Consider the following 20,449-nt stretch of genomic DNA (forward strand, 5'->3'; position numbering starts at 1 on the left):
CTTTCCTCTTTCAGAGTCAACCCGTTATTTCAGGATTTTTTCTCTTCAACCGACCGGGTTGTTTGTGAAGTGATTCACATCTGCCGTGTCAGTGGGAGCGCATTATAGGGAGCTGCCGGGATATAGCAACCCTTAAAATACAAAAAACTTATCAAACGCTCATAATTTAAACTTCTCACGCTCCCTCCACGCCAGAAAAAATGGGGGAAAGCCAGACGCCACGCGGGCTGCAGCGAATTCAGGCAAAAGCGACATTTTGCGAAAATCAACGTTATCCGCTTTACGTTTCCCCCTCTCTTACCGCGTCGTGACTTCAGATGATGAATTAAGCACCAGCCTTGACCCATGACAAAGCGGCTTGAGGGTGCATATTTCTATAATCAGGCCCGTTTCTTCTTATTGGTATGAACCTATGGCTTATCAACTCAACATTAACTGGCCCGAGTTTTTAGAAAAGTACTGGCAAAAGCAGCCGGTCGTATTAAAGAAGGCTTTCGCGAATTTCGTCGATCCGATTACGCCGGATGAGCTGGCCGGGCTGGCCATGGAACCGGAAGTCGATAGTCGACTGGTGAGCCTCAAGAACGGTCAATGGCAGGCCAGCAACGGGCCGTTTGAACATTTTGATGGCCTGGGCGAAACCGGCTGGTCGCTCCTGGCTCAGGCGGTAAACCACTGGCATATGCCCGCCGCTGAACTGGTGCGCCCCTTCCGCGTGCTGCCGGACTGGCGTTTAGACGATCTGATGATCTCCTTTTCCGTACCGGGCGGCGGCGTAGGCCCGCATATCGACCAGTACGACGTCTTTATTATTCAGGGCATGGGCAGCCGCCGCTGGCGCGTGGGCGATAAGCTACCGATGCGTCAGTTCTGCCCGCATCCGGCGCTGCTGCACGTTGACCCGTTCCCGCCGATCATTGATGAGGATCTGCAACCTGGCGATATTCTGTACATTCCGCCCGGATTCCCGCACGACGGAATCACTCACGAAACGGCGCTGAACTACTCCGTCGGCTTCCGTGGGCCAAACGGCCGCGATTTGATCAGCAGCTTTGCCGATTACGCGCTGGAAAACGATCTCGGCGGCGAGCACTACAGCGATCCGGATTTGACCTGCCGCGAACATCCGGGACGGGTAGAAGAGTATGAACTGGAACGCCTGCGCGGCATGATGATCGAGATGATTAGCCAGCCGGAAGATTTCCGCCGCTGGTTTGGGCGTTTTGCCACGACGCCGCGCCACGAGCTGGATATTGCGCCCGCTGAACCGCCTTTTGAAGAAGAGGAGATTGTCGACGCGCTGGCGGGCGGTGAAATGCTGACTCGCCTGAGCGGCCTGCGTGTACTGCACATCGGCGACAGCTTCTTTGTGAATAGCGAACAGCTGGAGCCAACCGATCCCGCGGCTCTGGACGCACTGTGCCGCTATACCCTGCTGGGTAAAGAGGAGCTAGGCGAGGCCGCGCTGCGCAATCCGGCTTTTATCGCCGATCTGACCCGCCTGATTAACCAGGGCTACTGGTTCTTCGACGAATAGCGCTTCATCATCGGTTCATATAAAGAAGGCGCGGAGCCCGCGCCTTCTTCTTTACTATCGCTACAGCATCATTTACCGAGCAGCGCCTCAAACTGCGCCTGGTAGTGCGGCGCGTTCCATGAACCATCAAACAGGGTGTAAGTAATATATCCTTTGTTGAGCCAGCCCGAGTCATTATCCCCTTCCGCCGGTTTCATCGCCTCCGGATTCATCGTCTGTTTGGCGGTACCGTCCGCCAGAAGTTCATAACCAATCTGCGGCACAGGGAATTGTTCATTCTCAATATAATGAACGCCCTTAATTTCAGCCGACGGCAGCGGCGGATAGTTAATGCTCAACCCGGCCCCCTGCGGCATAATCGGGCTTCCCGGTTTATGCGCGGCGTTAAGTTTATCCACCAGCGAGACGACATAATCCACCGAATCAGGCCAGTACTTATGCGTGCTCGGCCATTTGTTCTTCATCTCTTCTTCCGTGAAGCGGTAGCCAATGCTGGCGGCAATCGCCGGGAAACCGTAGCGTACGGCGCGGGCCGCGGCGCTTACGGTGCCGGAGTTAACCTGCGCCATACCGGTATTGGGACCATCGTTGACGCCCGAAATCACCAGATCCGGCGGCGCGTCTTTTAGCACGCCCCACAGGCCAAAATCCAGCGCATCGGCAGGAGTTCCAGGGAAGCAGTAGCGTTTGTCAGCGGCTTTTTTGACATCAAAAACTTTACCCGTCTTAAAGGTAATTGCCGACCCGATACCGCTCTGATTCGTTGCCGGCGCCACCATCCAGACGTCATACCCTTTGGCCGCCAGTTTTTCCTGCAGCGAAGTGGTCCCCACAGACTGGCAGCCATCATCGTTAACCAGCAGTATTTTCAGCGGTTTTTCAGCAGCCTGTACGCCAGCGGCAGATAACGCCAGAATGGCGGCAGTCAGGATTTTCGTTCTCATCATCACTCCTTGTTGGGTAGCAGAGGTATTTCTTAGGCGCAAAAAAAAACCTAAGACTCCTGCCGCACGCCAAATTGGCGGACAGGGGTCTTAGGTTTTGCCTGTGGTCAGTAACAATCCCAGAGTGCTGCGAAAATAACGCCAGAGCGTAAAAGAGTCCAGCCCGGACATCATTATTCTGTGACGGAGATCAATCCTCTAAAATTATTTAAGCCGAAAACTGCCAATTAATCTGAAAATTAAACTTAAGATACAACTCAATCGACAAAATTACCTCCATGAAGACGATCACATTTATTGACATTCATAATAAATAGAGGATGTCTTTTCTCATAATTAGTGCTAACGTCGCCCTTGTTGGATTGTTACTGTTTAGAACAGGCGAAACCTACGTTATAGACGTTCGAGCGAACATAATCTTATTTATGCTTCGCGTCGAATATCTGACGTAGGTTTTTTTTTGCTTATAAAAAGACCATTCAGGTGGAGCGTTATATGAAGAAGTGGCTAATAGCATTAATGATGGCGGCAGGTGCGGCAACCTGCTCTGCGGCAGAAGTTAAAAACGATGACGGCGTGAATATCTATTTCGCCCGCCATGGCAAAACGCTGCTAAATACGTTTGACCGCGTGCAGGGTTGGGCGGACTCACCGCTTACCGAAGACGGCATTCGCGTCGCTCGTTATCTCGGCGAGGGGCTTAAAGGTATTCCGTTTGATAGCTTCTATTCCAGCGATGCCGGACGTCAGCGTGAAACCATGCAGGTGATCCTTAAGCAAGCCGGAGTAAGTGATTACAAACTTACTGAGCTCAGCGGCCTGCGGGAAGCCTTCTTCGGCGGTTTCGAAGGCGGCTATAACAAAGATATGGCCGACGCCGGCGCCAGACAGCTGGGGCTTAAAGACGGCGCTGCGCTGTTCAGCCAAATGAAAGCGGGCACCCTGGCCGTCGATACCAACCAGAACGCGCTGGCAGCGGCCGACCCAAAGGGTATGGCGGAAAACTATCAGCAGGTAAAAACCCGTACCCAGGCAGCGCTGCATACTATCGTTGAAAACGCGCAGGCCCGGGGCGATAAAAACGTGCTGGCAATTTCATCCGGTACCGCCATGCAGATTATGATTTCCGATTTAACCGACGATAACGCGAAAAACAAGCCGCTTGCCAATGCCGCGGTGGTTAAAATTGTTTATAAAGACGGCAAATATACCGTTCCAGAAATTGGCACCATGAAATATGTTGAAGCCGGAAAACAGGCTCTCGATAAAAAATAATACCCACGCTTAATTATTTATTACGGCAGACTTCAGGCGAAAACACCTCGCCTGGATCGCTGCGTCCCTACTCTGGGGTTTATTATGAAAATCAATACTACAACAGTCGCCATTATGCTGCTGGCTATTCCCGCCAGCGCCTGGTCAGTTTCGACCACTAACAGCCTGAAGGAGCACGATTATATCGATACCGTGCTCGACGATCCGTTATTCAGCCAGTCCCATATGAATTTATCGTTTAAAAACTACTGGAAATATCTTAAGGAAGAAGAGACCGAGCCAAAGAAAGTCCATAATGCCTGGGGTCAGGGCGTCGCCGTCGATTATCAGTCCGGCTATTTTGCCGATATTATTGGCTTTGATGCCACTTACTACGGAGCGGTCAAGCTCGGCGCCAGCGATTACTTTAACTCCCGCGGCGTGCTGTATAACAACGGCAGCGGGAATAAAAAGAGCAACGCTGAAGGCTTTTCTAAATTTGGTCAACGCAACATCAAGCTACAGTATCGCCTGGCGGACACTCATCTGAACGCCCGCTGGGGCTGGCAGACGATGAAAAACTTTGGCGTCATCTCCAACTCCACCCGCCTCTCCCCGACCACCTATTTGGGCTGGACCGGCGCGGTGAACTACGGCCCCTTCACGCTGCGCGGCGCGTACATCGAAAGCGCGATGGATCGTAACTCGCCGGATAAGAAACGCTTCCAGACCAACAGCGGACAGTACATTAACCATATCGCCAGCGGCGATATTCTGTGGCAAAGCGAGCACCTGAACATGCAGTACGGCTATGGTGAAAGCGATAACTATCTGCGCCGCCATATTCTGTTTACCAATATTAAGCCGATAAAAGCGCTGAACATCGGTACTCAGGTCTACGCCACTCACGCGCTGGACGAGTATAAAGCGATGCCAGCGAATAAGCGTGACTTTGACGACGACGCCTGGCACATCGCCATGGATGTGAAGTGGCAGGCGGACAACTGGAGCACCAAGTGGGGTCTGGGCTATACCGATGCGAACAAGGCCAATGAAGTGGGCTTCTACCCGCGCCATATGAGTAAAAACTCGCGCGGGACCTTTATCTCAATGGCCTATGCCGGCAACGACTATATGCGCGACGGTGAGCTGGTTCTCTCTAATATGTCGGACTATAACCTGACGCCGGAGCTGGCGATCGGTCTCGCCGGCAACATCGCCCAGTTTAACTACCGCGGCAACCACGTCCGTACCGGGGAAATTAACGCCTTCAGCCGCTGGGTGCCGACGCACCCAAGACTGAAAAATCTCACCGTCTGGGCGATGTTCGGGCCGGGCTGGTCCTATAAGATGAATGGCAAAACGCCGGTGCTTACCGACGGCCATTACAGCCGGGCCAACTCGCTCTCTTCGGAAGTGATTATCGAATATAAATTTAATCTGTTCTGATACGCCCGCCCCGCCGGTCATGGCGGGGCAACCCTCCCCGGCTACTTCTTCACCTCATTAAGCTCATCGTTATAGCTTTCCCGCGTCACGCAGACGCACAGGATGGTAATCAGCGCCATGCAGGCGAGAAACAGCGAGATGGGCCACGATGCGCCGCCGGACCACACCAGCAGCAAGGTACCAATCATCGGCGTTAGGCCGCCGACGATGTTCGCCAGCTGGAAGCCGAGCGAGACGCCGGTATAGCGCACGCTGGTGTCAAAAAGCTCCGAAAAGAAGGCCGGCTGAACGCTGAACATCATGCCCAGCCCCACGGAATAGCAGAAGGTGGTGGCGAACATAAACATCTTCACCGAGCCGGAGTCGATCATCCAGAATAGCGGGAAGGCAAAGATCAGCGTGATAGCGGCGCCGGCCAGATAGACCGGTCGGCGGCCAATTTTATCGGAAAGCCAGCCGAAGAACGGAAAGGTAAAAATGCCGACAAAGCTGGCCAGCAGCAGCCCGTTCAGCGCCGTTTCGCGAGTGAAGTTGAGTTCCCTTGTCACATAGGACATAAAGAACGCCACCGTCAGCCAGCCCAGAACAATCTCCCCCATGCGCATGCCCATCGCCAGGAACACCGCTTTACGGTGATGCTTGAGTACGGTGAGAATGGGAAACTTCTGCTCCGCCGCTTTCGGCGCGTTCTGCTGCTGTTTCTGATTCTCCTGGAACACCGGCGTCTCTTCGATCCTTGAGCGGATAAACATCCCGACAAACAGCAGCGCGATGCTTAACAGGAAAGGCACGCGCCAGCCCCAGGACATCAGGTCATCCTCCGGCAGCATCACCACCAGCGCAAAAACGCCTGTGGCGATAAACAGGCCAAGCACGTTGCCCAACTGAACAAAAGTGCCGAAAAAGCCCCGGCGATGGCGCGGCGCATACTCGGTGATCAGCGTCGTCGCCCCACCCCATTCGCCGCCGATGGCAAAGCCCTGGCAGAGGCGCAAAAAGATAAGTATCAGCGGCGCGGCGTTGCCTATGGTGTCGTAGCTGGGGATTAAGCCTATGAAAAAAGTCGAAATGCCCATAATCATCAGCGACAGGACCAGCGATTTTTTGCGGCCGATCTTATCGCCATAGTGGCCAAATACGATGGCCCCGATGGGCCGGCTGACGAAGGTAATCGACAGCGTCAGGAAGGACACCAGCAGCGCCATCAGCGGCGAGAGGTTAGGAAAAAACAGCGACGGAAACACCAGCGCGGCGGCGGTGCCGTAGATAAAAAAGTCATAGAACTCAATCGTTGTGCCGGAGAGACCGGAGCCCAGCACGGTGAGCAGCTTTCTTCTTTCATGGGTTTGTTGCGATGTTTGTTCGTCTTTTGCAGGGGTCATGGCGGGCGAGGTAAGCATAGTCATCATTAAATCCTCTGTCCTGAATCATTATTGTTAAGTCGGGCAGCGCCTGGTTAACAGCGGTGGCGAGGGAAAATCGCCGGCAAGCTAACTCGAATTAGCTAATTATAACAAGATACGGAGATTCACAACGTAAATGCTAAAAGAGTGTGACCAGGATCGGTTATATTTTGACACCGTCACCAGCGCCGCGAGGCAAATCGCTCAAAATAAGGCGTAAATAATTTATTAAATTCAATCAATTAAATATTAAACGCTGATTTACCGTCCCCGCTGCGCTTCCCGTCCGCTTTTCTGCCCGCCTTTATGCCGCCTCAGCAAGCGTTCCCTGTCACCTCGACCCACCGTTTAAAATAAAGAGTTAAATATTAATAAGTTAATAATTGCAAATTGATAGCCATCACAAATCCCCGGTAAAGAGTTTGTTCCTGTCTTTTTTTTATCCTAATTTGCTAATTCGAGTTAGCCTAAGAAATTAGCCAGCAACAGAACGATTGATGCCGCGCTTACCCCGGCGCAGCACGCTCAACGATAACCAAGCGACCTATCCCCTACAGGAGAAATTCACATGCTGAATTTAACGTTACCCGCGGAAGCCGGGCTTATTACCCCGCAGCCAGGCGAAGTGTTGATGGTGACCAATGCGGATCTCCGCGAACCGGCTAACGTCACCTGCTGGCCCACGCAGAAGCTGTTTGAACAGCGTCTGGAAACGGCGCTGGAAACATTAGGCTATCGCCTGCGCCGCGCCCATCCGGTCAACGAGCAGCGCGGCCACGGGTTTATCAGTAGCCAGAAAGAGGGTAGCGAGCTGTTCGCCGGGATCGATCCGGATGCGCCGATTATTGTCCTGCTTACCGCCTGGCAATACTCCCATCACCTTGCGCCTTCGCTGGTACATCATCGCGGCCCTATTTTGCTGCTCGCCAATTTTGACGGTACCTGGCCGGGCCTCGTCGGCATGCTCTGTATGGCAGGCTGCCTCACCAGCCTGGAGCGCAACTACTCGCGGCTGTGGTCGGAAACCTTCGCCGACGAGGCGTTTATTCGCGGCTTAGACACCTGGCTGCGCGACGGCCATCTCAGCCATAAGCTCGGCTATCTGCATCCGGTCGCGCCCAGCGCGCCGCTGCTGGCCAGCGAAGCCGGACAGATTGGCGTGAAGGTTGGGCAGTCGATCCTCAAACACAAGGCCATTGTCGGGCTGTTCGATACCTTCTGTATGGGGATGATCAACGGCGTGTTCCCGCAAAAAGCGATGATCGACGTAGGGATGCCGGTGGAGTCGCTGTCGCAATCGGCGCTGCTGGTTGAAATGAACAAGGTGCCGACCGACCTGCGCGAAGCCTGTCTCGACTGGTATGAGACCCGCGGCATGCGCTTCCGGTTCGGCACCGACGGGGCGAAGGATCTGACCCGGGAGCAGGTGCTGGAACAGTGCGCGATGATGATCGCCATGGCGCGCTTCGTGAAACGCTTCGGGCTGACGGCGGTGGGCGTGCAGTATCAGCAGGGGCTCAAAGACAGCTGCGCCGCCTCAGATTTTGCCGAAGGCGCCATCGGCAACGCGGAACGTTTCCCGATCCCGGATGAGAATGGCGAGATCGTCTGTCCGGACGCGCCGATCCCCTGCATCAACGAGGTGGATATGGGCAGCGCCATCCCGCAGGTGATGCTGGCGAAGCTGCTCGGCGCGCTGGGCATGGCGAGCGAAACCACCCTTCACGATATCCGCTGGGGTAGCGAATACAACGGCACGTTCTACTGGGATCTGGAGATCTCCGGCGCGGTGCCGTTCGCCCATCTGAAGGGCGGGATCGCCGGGGCCACCGGCTATCGCCAGCCGGCGATGTTCTTCCCCTATGGCGGCTCGACCATCGCCGGTCAGGGCAAAGCCGGACGCTTTATCTGGGCGCGCGCGCACTACGAAGGCACTCAGGTGATCCTGCATATCGGCACCGGCACCGCCGTCGAACTGCCGCATGACGAATTCGAACGCCGCCGCCGGGCGACCAACTACGAGTGGCCATTACTCAACGCCGTTCTCGACGGGGTTTCGCGCGACGATTTGATGGCGGGCCACCAGAGCAACCATCTCAGTCTGGCTTATGTAGAGGAGGAGGTATTATCCGAAGTGCTGAACGCCTTTATTGCCCAGGCGCTGACGCAAAATATGAAAGTCTTTATCGCAGGCGATGCGCATTTATTAATGAAATAACAACTGATTCGCTTATGTAATTTTTACGTTGTTAGCGATCCTGGCAAACATCCGCTTCATTCGTCTCTTTATCGCCCATAAAGAGCGGATCAACGCGTATCTGTCCGGGCGGGCTCTCCGCCTGCCCGGATAAGAGAGGATTATATGTATCAGCAGCAACATATTGAATTTATTATCCAGAAGGCAAAGAAACGGCTCGATCTGCAGGAGGCCCCTGGCTGCACCAAAGCGGGATGGCTAATGATCACCGCATTATTAATTGAGTCATGGGATATTTATTCCATGGCGTTTATTTTATTCGCCCTGAAAGATATTTATGAGCCCAGCAGCTGGCTGCTTGGTTTTACCGCCGCCGGCACCCAGCTTGGCGCGGTGGTCGGCGCGCTGCTCGGCGGCTGGCTGACCGATAAGCTCGGACGGCGTAAAATTTTCCTCTGGTCGATGATCCTGTTCGCGATCTTCGCCGTTCTTCAGGGCCTGGCGCCCAATATGTACTGGCTGGCGATTATTCGCTGCCTCGCCGGGATCCCGGTGGGCGCGGACGTGGCTAACGGCTTTACCTACATCATGGAGGTGATGCCGAAGGGCAAGCGCGAAGTGATGGCTAACCGCTGGCAGTTTATGTTCGCGCTAGGGATTATCGCCGCCATTCTGCTGGTCACCACGCTGGTGGCGCTTGATGTTCACCCGGATATGATCTGGCGCATCGTGCTGGCGGTCCCGGCGATCCCGGCCTGCCTGCTGCTGTTTATGCGTCGGGAGCTGCCGGAGACGCCAGCGTGGTTCGTCGAACGCGGCCGCTTTATCGAAGCGAAAAAAGCCTCCCGCGAATATTACGGCGAACAGGATGGCCGTCTGCTGGACGACATTCTGCCCAATGAAAACGTCACTATCGCCGACCCGACGCTCAAAGAGACGCTGCACGATCTGTTCCGCCGTCCGTTTACCCGCCGCACCACCCTGTTCGGCTGGTTCTCCTGCGCCGTGCAGTCGTTTGAAAACTACGCCTTCTCCTTCTTCCTGCCGCTGATCCTCGTGACCATCGGGATTTCCGGGCAGATCCAGAATAACCTCGCCCTGCTGGCGGTGAACTGTATCGCCGCGCTCTCGGCATTTGTCGGCCCGCTGCTGTTGCCGAAGCTCGGGCATAAGGGGCTGAGCAAATACGGCTTCCTGCTGGTCACCATCGGTATTTCGATATCGGCGTGGGGCGTCTACAGCAGCAGCTTCGCATTTATCATCTTCGGCGCGGCGCTAATGCTGTGGGGCCACTACTGGGATTCCGAAAGCGGCATGACGGTGATCTCGCTGGTGGCAAAACCGCGCTATCGCGGGGTGGCCTCCGGCATCGGCTACACCATCGTCAAGGTCACCGCCTTCGTTACCACCCTGGTCTTCCCGGCCCTGTTTGAAGCGGTCGGCGTACCGGTCGCCTCGATGATTATCGCTATCGCGCCGTTCTGCGCCTTCCTCGCCTCCATCTTCCTGCTGCCGGAAGTCTTCGGCCATGCGGTGGGCGACGAGAACGATCGAGAGCATGACGCCAGCCCGGCAATCGCCCTGGAGGGGCATGAATCCCCGGCCTCCAAACATTAACCGCCCGGGCCGCAGGGGCGGCCCCCGCTGAACCCATAAAGGAAGGAATCAGATGAACAGCACAAAAATGCCCGTGATTGAAAATATCGAACTGATGACCGCCCGCGTTCCGCTGCCGGAAGGCCCGTGGGGGGATCAGATTCACCACGTCACCGATATCGAAGTGGCGATTGTTGACGTCTACGGTTCTAACGGCCACGTCGGCACCGGCTTTAGCCACACTTCCGGCTGGTGCGGGAAAACCATCTCCGCGCTGATTGCCGAGATTATCCCGGACGTTATTGGCCAGCCGCTCTCCCCGCGCGGCCTGTGGCATCGCTCGTATAAACACGTACACGACGTCGGCGGCGCGGGCGTCACCACCCATGCCCTGGCGGCGCTGGATATTGCCTACTGGGATCTGTTAGGTAAAACCCTCAATGCGCCGATTATCGACATTCTTGGCCGCGTACGCGATCGCGTTCCGCTGTACGGCAGCGGCATCAACCTGCATCTGTCCATTGAGGAAGTGATTGACCAGGTCAAACGCTGGAAAAGCACCGGCTACCTGGCGGCGAAAGTGAAAGTGGGCAAACCGACGCTGGAGGAGGACGTGGAGCGGCTGCGTAAGATTCAGGAGGCGGTGCCGGGCTTCCCGCTGGCGGTGGACGCCAACCAGGGCTGGAGCTTCCCGCAGGCGCTGCGCGCGTTCAAACTGTTCGAACCGCTCAATCTGCTGTGGATTGAGGAGCCGCTGCCCTCCGACGATATCACCGGCCACCTGCGGCTGCGCGAACGCAGCGCCACGCCTATCGCGCTGGGAGAAAACGTCTATAACTTAAACCAGTTTACGCAGTACATCGAGAGCGGCAGCGCGGATTACATCCAGGCGGATCTCGGCCGCGTCGGCGGGATCACCGGCTATCTGGATATCGCCGCCGTCGCCCGCGCGCACAACCTGCCAATGACGCCGCATTTTGTCATGGAGCTCAGCGCCAGCCTGCTGGCAACGGTGCCGAATATCTCATACGCCGAGATGACCGACGGCGGGCGCTGGAAAGATCTGCGCATCATCGCCGAAGCGGGCGAAGAGGTGGACGGCTACTACGTGCCGAGCGAAAGGCCGGGCCACGGCATTATTCTCGATCGTGATTACCTCGCAACCCACAAAATCTAACCACGCAGTGAGGGGAAAGGACAATGGAAGACACGTTATTCTCGGTTAAAGACAAGGTCATCATCGTGACCGGCGGCCTGGGACAGCTGGGGGCGCAGTACGTGAAGACGTTACACGACCGCGGCGCGAAGGTGGCGGCGCTGGCCACCCGCGTCGATGCCGCGCGCGTCGACCGCGTGCTGGGGGCGATCAAGGACTCCGACCGCCTGCTGTGCGCGGAAGTGAATATTACCGATAAAGCCAGCATTAACCGGGTGCTGGATAGCATTGAAGCGAAGTGGGGCGTCCCGGATGGCCTGGTCAACAACGCGGGCGTCGACACCCAGCCCAGCGCGCCGCCGGAAGTCTCCGGCCCGTTTGAAGAGTTTCCGGAAGAGGTGTTCCGCGAGGTGGTGGAAGTGAACCTGGTCGGCACCTTCCTGATGACCCAGCAGGTCGGCAAGCGCATGAAACAGGCCGGCAAAGGCGGCTCGATCATCAACGTCGGTTCGATCTACGGCGTGGTCTCCCCTGTGCAGGATATCTATAGCTACAAAAAAGAGGACACCGGCATTCCGTTCGTCAAACCGGTGGCCTATTCGGCGGCAAAGTCCGGGCTGTATAACTTTACCCGCTACTGCGCCACCTACTGGGGGCGCGACGGCATTCGCGTCAATACTCTGACCCTCTCCGGCGTCGAGCGCAGCGATCAGGACCCGCGCTTTCAGAAAAACTACACCAACCGTATCCCCATCGGGCGGATGGCGAAAGCCCACGAGTACAACGGCGCGGTGGTGTTTTTGCTCTCCGACGCCTCGGTCTATATGACCGGTTCCAACGTGGTGGTGGATGGAGGCTGGACCGCATGGTAAGCGATAAATGGCAGGTTTTTCGCGGCATTATCTCCGCCGTGGTGACGCCGATGCACGCCGATGAGTCGGTGAACTACGCGGCGCTGGACGCGCTCGCCCGGGCCCAACTGGCGCGCGGGGTTGAGGGCTTTTACTGCTGCGGCTCCTCCGGGGAGGGGCCGTTGCTGCGTTTCGATGAGCGCCGGCAGGTACTGGCAACGCTGGTGCAGTCGGCGGGCGGTCGCGTGCCGGTGATCGCCCACGTCGGGACGCCGCGCACCCGGGATGCCGTCGAGCTGGCGAAGCACGCCGAGCAGGACGGCGCCAGCGCGGTGTCGCTGGTGCCGCCCTACTACTACAAATATAGCCGCGAGGAGATTATCGCCTACTACCGTCGAGTGCTGGACGCCATTTCGATTCCGGTGATTTTGTATAATATTCCGCAGTTTACCGGCGTCGAGCTGGACGCCCAGAGCGCCGACGCGCTGCTCGGCGATGAGCAGGTTCTGGGGGTGAAGCATACTTCGCATAACCTCTATTCGCTGGAACGCATGATCGCCCGCTACCCGGAGAAAGTCTTTTTTAACGGTTTCGATGAGATCTTCCTTTCCAGCCTCGCGGCGGGCGCGACGGCCACGGTTGGCACCACGGTTAACCTACAGCCGGAGTTGTTTCTCGCCCTGCGCAGCGCTTTTCAGCAGGGCGACATCGCCCGGGCGCAGCGCCTGCAGCAGCAGATCAACGAGGTGGTGGAGCAGCTGGTCGCGCGCGGCGTGTTCCAGTCGGCGAAGTATCTTGCCGCGAAAGAGAGCGTCGATACCGGCCCCACCCGCGAGCCGTTTGTGGCGCTGACGGCGGCGCAGAAAGGCGAGCTGGATGACCTCTATCTGCGCTTAAGGGGGTATATCGCCGATGCCGGACAATGACGCGCTCTGTCCCCAGATCCGTCTGAACGATAGCGTCGTGTGCCAGCAGGTCGCGCGGTTTTTACAGGAGACGGAAAGCGATGCGCGAACCCGGGGGCTGGCGGTGGCGGTTGTCGGGCCGGAGGGCGAGCTCATCGCCTTTGGCGCGCACGCTCGCTGCCCACCGCTACCGCGCCAGCTGGCACAGCGCAAGGCCTGGAGCGCCCTGCGCTTTCGCCGTCCGACGGCAACGCTGGCGCAAGAGGTCAGCGCCGGCGCCCTGCAGCTGGCGGTATTTAACGACCCGCAGCTGCTGGCGATGCCGGGCGGCGAGCCGGTGATCGTCGACGGGCTGGCCATTGGCGGCGTCGGGATCAGCGGCCTGCCACCGGAGCTGGACGCCGGGCTGGCGGCGCAGTTTGTTCAGCGATTGACTTGATGAGGGATCGTTAAGGGTTCCCGGATTGCGGCGCCCGCGCCTTATCCGGGCTGCCAGCGCGCGCAGGATGCGGTATCTGTAGCCCCGGCCAGCATAGCGCAGCCGGGGATTGACATGTTCACACAAGCCGTGTCATTTACTGGCTCCGCTGCTTCTCCACCGACAGCGGGCGGTGAATCAGGGTCATCGGCACGGTGATCTTCACATCGGCATTTTCCCCCTGCAGCTTCTGCTGCATCAGATGAAACGCGTGCTGCGCCCAGGCGTCCTCATCCTGGCGCATCGACCACACCGCGTTCGGCAGAAATCCCAGCATCTGATGTTCATCGAAGGTGCCGATGGGAATATCCGACGGAATAAAGCCGTAGGTTTCCCGCAGCGCGCTCAGCGTCCCTTCCAGAATGGGCAGAGAGGAGGCGATAAACGCCTTCGGCGGCTCGCGGTGCTGACGCAGAAAATCGAGCATCAGCTGTTTGCCCTCTTCCTGACGGTTATGGCTGGCGGACAATATCCACTCCTTGCCGGCGGGCAGCTCGCTCAGGTAGCCCTGCAGACGACGCTGGATCGACGGCTGCTGGGTATCCCCGGCGATAAAAAAAATCGGCGAGACGTCCACCGCCTGGGTCATCGCCTGCACCAGCTTTTTGCTGCCGTTGTAGTTATCGCTTACCACCAGCGACACGTCGCTCTCGCCAAAATCGCGGTCGAGCAGCACTAGCGGCCGCTTGCGCGCTACCTTCTGGTGATGCAGCTGCGTTTCCCGGGTAGAGGGCACCACGAAGAGCCCGTCAACGTTGCGCGCCAGCAGTCCTTCAACCAGACTGTTTTCATGCTCGCTGTCGCTGTAGGTGCAGGCAATCATTAGCTGATACCCCGCCTGACGGCAGCAGGCTTCGAGCTTTTCCGCCAGGGTGGAGAAAAACAGGTTGGATAAACGCGGGATCACCAGCCCTAAGGTCTCGGTTTTATTGAGCTTCAGGCTGCGGGCGATATGGTTAACGACCAGCCCGTTCTCGGCGATGTAATCATTAATACGCTGCTGCGTTTTGGCGCTGATGCGATACTGCTCAGCTTTGCCACCCAGCACCAGGCGCACGGTGGTAATCGAGATTTCCAGCGCCCTGGCGACTTGCTCAACGGTTTTGGCCATAAACTCATTTTCCATAACGAACAGAACGGCTTAATCATAAACTAATTCGAGTTAGCAATACATTAGCCGCGCTGTTATTTTGAACAAGGCGTCAGTTTTCTGACGCCACTGGCGCTGTCGATCGCGATCCCGCGACGCGGACGATCGTTAAGATCCTTCCCTGTCCTCTCTGTCGCCGTGTGTGCCGGGAGAGATTCTGGCCGCGCTATTTCATTTTGCCGGTTTAACCTCGATCACCCAGGTGGGGAGATCCCATGTCCCGCCGAGGCGAAGATAGCGGCACATCCCGGTGGTCGCTTCACGGCTTTTGCGGAACGTTGTGCCATCCCAGAGCCAGCTCGCCGTCCCCCAGCAATTGCCGAGCCCTCGCCCTTTCTGGCTCATAAAAATCTCGCCGTCGCCATATTCAGAACCGGAAACCGTAATAAGCGTTGGATTACCCTCAAGTTTGCTATCCACAACCCAATAGCCGTATCCCTCGTTATAGGCCGCCCGCCAGCACAAGGCCGAAATCAGGGAATGCGCGTTATCCAGCGGCGTCAGGCTGATGGTTTCAGCCTCCTCCCCCTCCTCAGGCTGGAGGCGATCGCACCAATCATCGTTATTTAGCGTGGCCAGAAGCTTCGGCTTGAGCACCGCCAGCTCAGGCGCGGTTAACGCTCTCTCCTGCGCCTTCTCCGGCATGACCCGGTGAATGACCGGGGCGGGAATCGCCGCCCGGACGCTGCTTTCCGGCCTGTCGCCTTTTTTGGTCAACGCGCCCGGCGTGCCGATTCGCCCCTGAACATCGTCCATTTTCAGCAGTACCGCGTAAGCACCTTCGCCGGAAAGCTCAAACGGCGCCTCCCCGCCTGTAAATTCAACCTTCCCGCTGCCTTTGATGGCGTTAACGATCGCCCGGGCCTGTTTCTCCGACAGCGGCCAGCTCTCTTTTGCTGGCTTCACATCGCCTGCCGGCTGGCCGTTGATCCACAGCGTCAGTTTGCCCGGCAGAACGTCGCTGTCGGTCACCTCCGCCAGCATCAGCTCTCCCGAGACGGCGGTGCCCGCTCCGGCCTGGCGGGTCAGCAGCACCGAACCTCCGCTTCCTTCTTCAGCGCTGTATCCCGCCGCCCGGCAGGTCAGCGTGTTATCACACACCACTTCCCAGTCTTTGTGACTGAATGAAACGCCTGTTTTCGCCAGCGCGGGGAGACTAAGTACGGCCAGTGCCAGCACGCCTCTCCAGAGTTCCTTTTTCATACCTTCTCTCCTTAATCGGTCATCCGCGTAGTCTGAGTAATCCTCCTCGCAGAGAGAAGCGTTTTCCCCTGTCGCGACATTTTTTCAGACAACGACATGGATGCCGCACCGCTTTACGCGTCGTCGGGCATATTCCCGCCCGTTCAGCCCGGCTGAAAATAGCGGGTTTGAGAGTCTGGTCACCTCATTCAACATCATTTCTGGGTTCACAAAATAACATCCGCCGTGATGTTAAATCATCTTGTGATATTCCGCGCGGCTGCGACCGGCTAACTCTTTTTACGCTCTCACTTCATCTTTGCGATTCATAGCTGAATTCCGCTCTGGCTATTCAGGGGGTTCTTTTATGCATCGATTCATCTTTTCTTTGACGTCATCAATAATATGAAGCTATCCCGAATATTCAGCGTACTGCCGTCGCTATTTTTTGCCGTCGCGTGCGCTGCCGCATCATCCGGCGTGGATCATTGTGAAGTGGGCTGCCCGACCGGCGGAAGCGGGCAGACGCTGGTTCGCGAAGCCTATACGCTCAATAACAACAGCCAGCGCAAATTCGCCAATTGGGTGGCGTATAAAATCACCAAAGCCAGTCTGGCCAGCGGGCGTTCGCGCAGCTGGAAGCGCGATCCGGATTTACCCGCTACGGATACCCTTGCCCCCGCGGCATATAAAGGGGCCAGCGCAGCATTGGCGGTCGATCGCGGGCATCAGGCGCCTCTCGCCGGGCTCGGCGCCAGCGCAGACTGGCAGGCGTTAAACTATCTTTCCAATATCACCCCGCAGGCCTCCGACCTGAATCAGGGGGCGTGGGCGCGGCTGGAGGATAAGGAGCGCGCCCTCGCCGAGCGCCGCGACGTGGCGGCGGTGTGGTCCGTTACCGGGCCGCTGTTCGAACGGCATATCGCTACCCTGCCCGCCGCGCCCGAGGTGGAGCTTCCCAGCGGCTACTGGAAGATTATTTTTATCGGCTCCAGTCCGGATAAAGGCGAATACGCGGCGTTTTTGCTGGATCAGGCGACGCCAAAAAGCGCCAGTTTTTGTGATTATCAAGTGACGGTGGAGGAGATTGAGCGGCGGACTCATCCGGCGCTCTCGTTCTGGCCCGCCCTGCCGGCAGGTATCGCCCGCCGCCTGAAGTCCCGGAAGGGTACGCTGGCTAAAGAGATGGGGTGCCCGTAATTGGGCATGGGCATCCTGTTGCGCGCATTATCTCGCTTTTATTTTTTGAATCTGCTTTGCGGTTATTTCAGCAATATCAGGAAAGTCATTTTCCACAGGCGCTAATTAATAGCATCATGCATTCTGTTAATTCTTAATTTGCGGTTAAAGGCGTTTATTATGTCCGATTAAAGTCTGGACTTTATTTTTATTACTGGTTAGGTTTACAGGTGTTATTTAGCGCGGTGCGAATGTGCGCCAACACACCCGCACCGCTGATCACAATTACTATTTACAGGGAATAGCAACCATGACTAATGCTGATTGTATTGTAGATTCGTTTGATCCAGAAGTGTCGCCGAAAAATAAGCGTCAGTTGACGGTGAGTTATGTGAGACGTTTGCCAGATCGTCGTCTTGTTCCGGCGCTGATCATGAAGGGCCAGTGGCTGGCGGCGGCAGGGTTTTCGACCGGCACCCGGGTGGAGGTGCGGGTGATGGATGGCTGCATTGTGCTGACGGCGGTTGAGCCGGAACCGGAGCTGGAAGCCGCGATGCGCAGGGTGGAGAAGCTGTCGGCCAGGAAGCAGAAGCAGGTCAGAGAGTTTATCGGGGTGATTGGGGGACGGGGTTGAGGAGTCAGGATTGCGGTGACAGACAGGATTTTAATGCCATGCTCTATATCGCCACTCCGGACCTGTACTCATCCATCAAATCCGTACAACGCTCCTTTTAGATAACGGATAAATACCTGTTAATACGACTGAATGAGGAAACCATCATGGAGACTTACCGATTACATCGCGGCAGGCTTATCGACCATATCCAGCTTGTGGTAAATGATTTCGAGGCCAGCAAAGCGTTTTATACAGCCGTGCTGGCGGTCCTTGAGATCCCTGTCGTGAATACCTACGACGATTATTTTTGGGCTGATGAGCTTGTTGTTTCATCCATTAATAGCCCCGGTTCCGCAGGTAAGCCGACAGGACGGCATCACCTGGCTTTCCAGGCCAGGGATCGTGAGACGGTGGATGCTTTTTACCAGGCGGCGCTGGCACACGGCGGCAGTGATAACGGCGCACCCGGTGAGCGAACTTATCACCCGGGGTACTACGCGGCCTTTGTACGCGATCCCGATGGTAACAATATCGAAGCGGTTTACCATGGCGAGGGGGAACGCAGTGCGGCATCGGTGGAGATTGGCTTCAGTCTTTAAGTATAACGGCCTCCGGGCAGGGGTCGTATTGGGCGGTTGGCATTAAGTCAGACCAGGAGCCAGCCCATGAATTAGCCATATCGAAGCCCTCATAATAATGAGGGCTACATAAAATAAATTCAGTGTTGTAAATTCATTGCGTATTCATTTTATAAAGGAATAACGATGGGAGCCATTAACGAGATAGATATTGCAAAGCTGGTTTTGCTACCCGCGATTTTATATGTGGCTAAAAAGATCATCGACTGGGCGGGAAAAGTGATGTCCAGCCCGCCAGCAAAGCGAAAAATCCGCTTCGAAAAGGTACCTATTGAAACGAAAATAGAGGTGCTGAATAAAATCGCTGAGATAGCGAACGCTGAAATACCCGACACTAAACTCTCGAGGACGCATCAGACGGTACAAATGAAATTTTTATATGAGCAGATCGGGATTACTCTTCCTGTCTGGCACGCCCATCAGCTGATCGCGTTTATCGCTGATAAAAATATCGGCTCATATGATGTACGATTAATGAGTTTCCTTAAAAACCCATCCTTATATCGTTGTGAAGAAAATCATTTTTCTGTCGATGCTGAAAAAATAAAAAAATTTCACATCGTTAGTGGAGGTTTCTGGCTAATTTCAATCGTCATTTTTGCCTGCGCCTGGTGGACAACAATACAATCGTTACTGGCCAGCGGGGGCGTAAATTCGGTTATCGCATTTTCACTGTTTTACTTTATTTCCGCTATTGTGGTCACTGGCTTTATCTTGAGCCAGGTTGGAGAAACCTGGCAAAGCGCCAGATTCGCCAGGCTGTTTGAAAGGTGGTGTGAGGAGGAAGCGCGGGTGGAAAGTGGGGAGCGTGCTGTGCTAGCCGCATCGGAGCCAGAAGAACAGAGGCCTCAATAAGAAAGGATATATAGGGTCAAATCCAGCTGGATTTGACCCTATATATCCAGACGCATTTTCTCTCTTGCGGTTGCTCAATCTCACCAATCGCGAAGGTGCTTAGAAGGAAGTGAGGTAAAGAACTGGCTAGACGAAAAAATTGAACTGTCCAGAGCAGCATGACTCTGGACATACGATGGGAGAAATTATCGTAGTTTTTGATAAAAATTCTTGCGCACAGTGCGGCTGATGTAACTGTTAAGCCCCTGACCAGCCCTGGCAAGCATTTTCATGTGGTCAACCATAACCTGGCCTGGGCGGATAGAGTTGTATAGGTACCGAGAGTTATCACGAAATTGTACAGTGATTGAGTCATCCCCTATCTCAAACCCTATAACACCTGAATCGCCACCACGATTTTGATACTTTTCCATTTAATATCCTTGTTAAATAAACGCTTATTGCAACTCAACAATAACCATTCAAATGAAAAGTATATGTGACAGAACTCTCTAAACTTTAGATAAAATTCGCACACCATTAAAGCTAGTAGCTAATACAGAGAACCAAGTGCAAGGATCGAAAGCTACCTGCCCACATCCAAGATAAATCGCTCTCCTCTACCCATATCAGTAAGTTGATGTAGATTGAATCAGGTTGACTTACAATGGCATTAGAGACAGCAGACGAAGTGAAGGCAGTCAACGCGGAGTTAGCAAAGAACAAAAAGACGAACCTGTTTCGCTGCCTCTGGGCGATGCAATTTGAAAGCACTCTCCGCTTCGGGGATACCGTCAAATTGACGTGGGATCAATTCGCTGAGGGCAAAACGCATCTGACCATCAAACAAGAGAAGACGGGGAAACTTTACAAAGTCGCTATTACCCCGGCTATGCGCTCTATCGTCCAAGCTCGGCGGGAAGAAGCAGCAGACCGCCCAAAATTCGGTGACTACATATTCAGCCTGTCCGACCTGAGGTCGAAAGGCCAGCCAGTTTCACACAATGCGGTTTTGACTGAATACGGGAAATGCTGACGCCGTGCAGGTTTCTAGGATGTGGGGAGCCACACACCACGCAA

At 55.7% G+C, this 20,449-nt stretch carries 19 protein-coding genes; 14 read left to right on the forward strand and 5 right to left on the reverse strand.

Annotation, left to right across the window (positions count from 1 at the left end; translation table 11 throughout):
* The first annotated feature begins 412 nt into the window (after positions 1 to 412).
* Entirely contained in the window at positions 413 to 1,537 is a 1,125-nt protein-coding gene (locus tag SIK97_RS16940; RefSeq protein WP_014227737.1) for a cupin domain-containing protein, read from the forward strand.
* A 68-nt stretch (positions 1,538 to 1,605) separates the two neighbouring features.
* Here the strand turns inward: SIK97_RS16940 and surE are convergent, their stop codons facing one another.
* On the reverse strand, positions 1,606 to 2,481 hold the full coding sequence (surE, locus tag SIK97_RS16945) for a 5'/3'-nucleotidase SurE (RefSeq protein WP_014837294.1): 876 nt from the start codon (positions 2,479 to 2,481) through the stop codon (positions 1,606 to 1,608).
* A gap of 495 nt (positions 2,482 to 2,976) precedes the next feature.
* Between surE and SIK97_RS16950 the strand changes: the two genes are divergently transcribed.
* Together SIK97_RS16950 and SIK97_RS16955 are read left to right on the forward strand one after the other, a co-directional pair.
* Positions 2,977 to 3,756, forward strand: a complete 780-nt coding sequence (locus SIK97_RS16950; RefSeq protein ID WP_038422856.1) for a histidine phosphatase family protein — start codon at positions 2,977 to 2,979, stop codon at positions 3,754 to 3,756.
* Between the two features lie 84 nt (positions 3,757 to 3,840).
* Positions 3,841 to 5,184, forward strand: a complete 1,344-nt coding sequence (locus tag SIK97_RS16955) for an OprD family outer membrane porin (RefSeq protein ID WP_057173397.1) — start codon at positions 3,841 to 3,843, stop codon at positions 5,182 to 5,184.
* A gap of 41 nt (positions 5,185 to 5,225) precedes the next feature.
* On the opposite strand, the gene SIK97_RS16960 is transcribed toward SIK97_RS16955, so the two are convergent.
* Positions 5,226 to 6,590, reverse strand: coding sequence for an MFS transporter (locus SIK97_RS16960; RefSeq protein ID WP_049078891.1), 1,365 nt, complete (start codon positions 6,588 to 6,590; stop codon positions 5,226 to 5,228).
* A 565-nt stretch (positions 6,591 to 7,155) separates the two neighbouring features.
* Here SIK97_RS16960 and SIK97_RS16965 point away from each other — a divergent pair.
* The 6 genes from SIK97_RS16965 to SIK97_RS16990 all read left to right on the forward strand — a co-directional run bounded on the left by SIK97_RS16965 (position 7,156) and on the right by SIK97_RS16990 (position 13,731).
* Complete coding sequence (locus SIK97_RS16965; RefSeq protein ID WP_057173399.1) at positions 7,156 to 8,805, forward strand: hypothetical protein; 1,650 nt, start codon at positions 7,156 to 7,158, stop codon at positions 8,803 to 8,805.
* Positions 8,806 to 8,949: 144 nt separating this feature from the next.
* Positions 8,950 to 10,401: an MFS transporter gene (locus SIK97_RS16970; protein ID WP_014227730.1), complete on the forward strand. Its 1,452-nt coding sequence runs from the start codon at positions 8,950 to 8,952 to the stop codon at positions 10,399 to 10,401.
* 52 nt (positions 10,402 to 10,453) lie between these two features.
* Positions 10,454 to 11,557 carry a mandelate racemase/muconate lactonizing enzyme family protein gene (locus SIK97_RS16975; protein WP_057173400.1) on the forward strand — a complete coding sequence of 368 codons (1,104 nt, stop codon included), beginning with the start codon at positions 10,454 to 10,456 and terminating at the stop codon, positions 11,555 to 11,557.
* Positions 11,558 to 11,580: 23 nt separating this feature from the next.
* Positions 11,581 to 12,408 (forward strand): SDR family oxidoreductase, encoded by an 828-nt coding sequence (locus tag SIK97_RS16980; protein ID WP_016809991.1) that lies wholly within the window; start codon positions 11,581 to 11,583, stop codon positions 12,406 to 12,408.
* Entirely contained in the window at positions 12,402 to 13,313 is a 912-nt protein-coding gene (locus SIK97_RS16985; protein ID WP_049078888.1) for a dihydrodipicolinate synthase family protein, read from the forward strand. The genes SIK97_RS16980 and SIK97_RS16985 overlap by 7 nt, the downstream gene beginning before the upstream one ends.
* Positions 13,300 to 13,731 (forward strand): GlcG/HbpS family heme-binding protein, encoded by a 432-nt coding sequence (locus SIK97_RS16990; RefSeq protein ID WP_057173401.1) that lies wholly within the window; start codon positions 13,300 to 13,302, stop codon positions 13,729 to 13,731. Before SIK97_RS16985 ends, SIK97_RS16990 begins: the two co-directional genes overlap by 14 nt.
* 136 nt (positions 13,732 to 13,867) lie before the next feature.
* Here SIK97_RS16990 and SIK97_RS16995 read toward each other — a convergent pair whose 3' ends face one another.
* Together SIK97_RS16995 and SIK97_RS17000 are read right to left on the reverse strand one after the other, a co-directional pair.
* On the reverse strand, positions 13,868 to 14,881 hold the full coding sequence (locus SIK97_RS16995; protein WP_004117622.1) for a LacI family DNA-binding transcriptional regulator: 1,014 nt from the start codon (positions 14,879 to 14,881) through the stop codon (positions 13,868 to 13,870).
* A 210-nt stretch (positions 14,882 to 15,091) separates the two neighbouring features.
* A complete protein-coding gene (locus SIK97_RS17000) occupies positions 15,092 to 16,123 on the reverse strand; it encodes a DUF1176 domain-containing protein (RefSeq protein WP_057173402.1) in 1,032 nt (343 codons plus the stop codon).
* Positions 16,124 to 16,597: 474 nt separating this feature from the next.
* Between SIK97_RS17000 and SIK97_RS17005 the strand changes: the two genes are divergently transcribed.
* From SIK97_RS17005 to SIK97_RS17020, 4 genes are all read left to right on the forward strand, one after another.
* Entirely contained in the window at positions 16,598 to 17,302 is a 705-nt protein-coding gene (locus tag SIK97_RS17005) for a DNA/RNA non-specific endonuclease (RefSeq protein ID WP_077270592.1), read from the forward strand.
* Positions 17,303 to 17,591: 289 nt separating this feature from the next.
* Positions 17,592 to 17,915: an endoribonuclease SymE gene (symE, locus tag SIK97_RS17010; RefSeq protein WP_023320260.1), complete on the forward strand. Its 324-nt coding sequence runs from the start codon at positions 17,592 to 17,594 to the stop codon at positions 17,913 to 17,915.
* Positions 17,916 to 18,061: 146 nt separating this feature from the next.
* Positions 18,062 to 18,496: a VOC family protein gene (locus tag SIK97_RS17015; RefSeq protein ID WP_004117617.1), complete on the forward strand. Its 435-nt coding sequence runs from the start codon at positions 18,062 to 18,064 to the stop codon at positions 18,494 to 18,496.
* A gap of 165 nt (positions 18,497 to 18,661) precedes the next feature.
* Positions 18,662 to 19,390 (forward strand): hypothetical protein, encoded by a 729-nt coding sequence (locus tag SIK97_RS17020; protein WP_057173404.1) that lies wholly within the window; start codon positions 18,662 to 18,664, stop codon positions 19,388 to 19,390.
* 185 nt (positions 19,391 to 19,575) lie between these two features.
* Here SIK97_RS17020 and SIK97_RS17025 read toward each other — a convergent pair whose 3' ends face one another.
* Positions 19,576 to 19,803, reverse strand: a complete 228-nt coding sequence (locus SIK97_RS17025; RefSeq protein WP_057173405.1) for a hypothetical protein — start codon at positions 19,801 to 19,803, stop codon at positions 19,576 to 19,578.
* Between the two features lie 233 nt (positions 19,804 to 20,036).
* Between SIK97_RS17025 and SIK97_RS17030 the strand changes: the two genes are divergently transcribed.
* Entirely contained in the window at positions 20,037 to 20,405 is a 369-nt protein-coding gene (locus SIK97_RS17030; protein ID WP_239692900.1) for a tyrosine-type recombinase/integrase, read from the forward strand.
* Positions 20,406 to 20,449: the final 44 nt, after the last annotated feature.

The organism is Klebsiella sp. JN_Kp126, from assembly GCF_033843325.1.
In the GTDB taxonomy this organism is placed as follows: Bacteria; Pseudomonadota; Gammaproteobacteria; order Enterobacterales; family Enterobacteriaceae; genus Klebsiella; species Klebsiella michiganensis.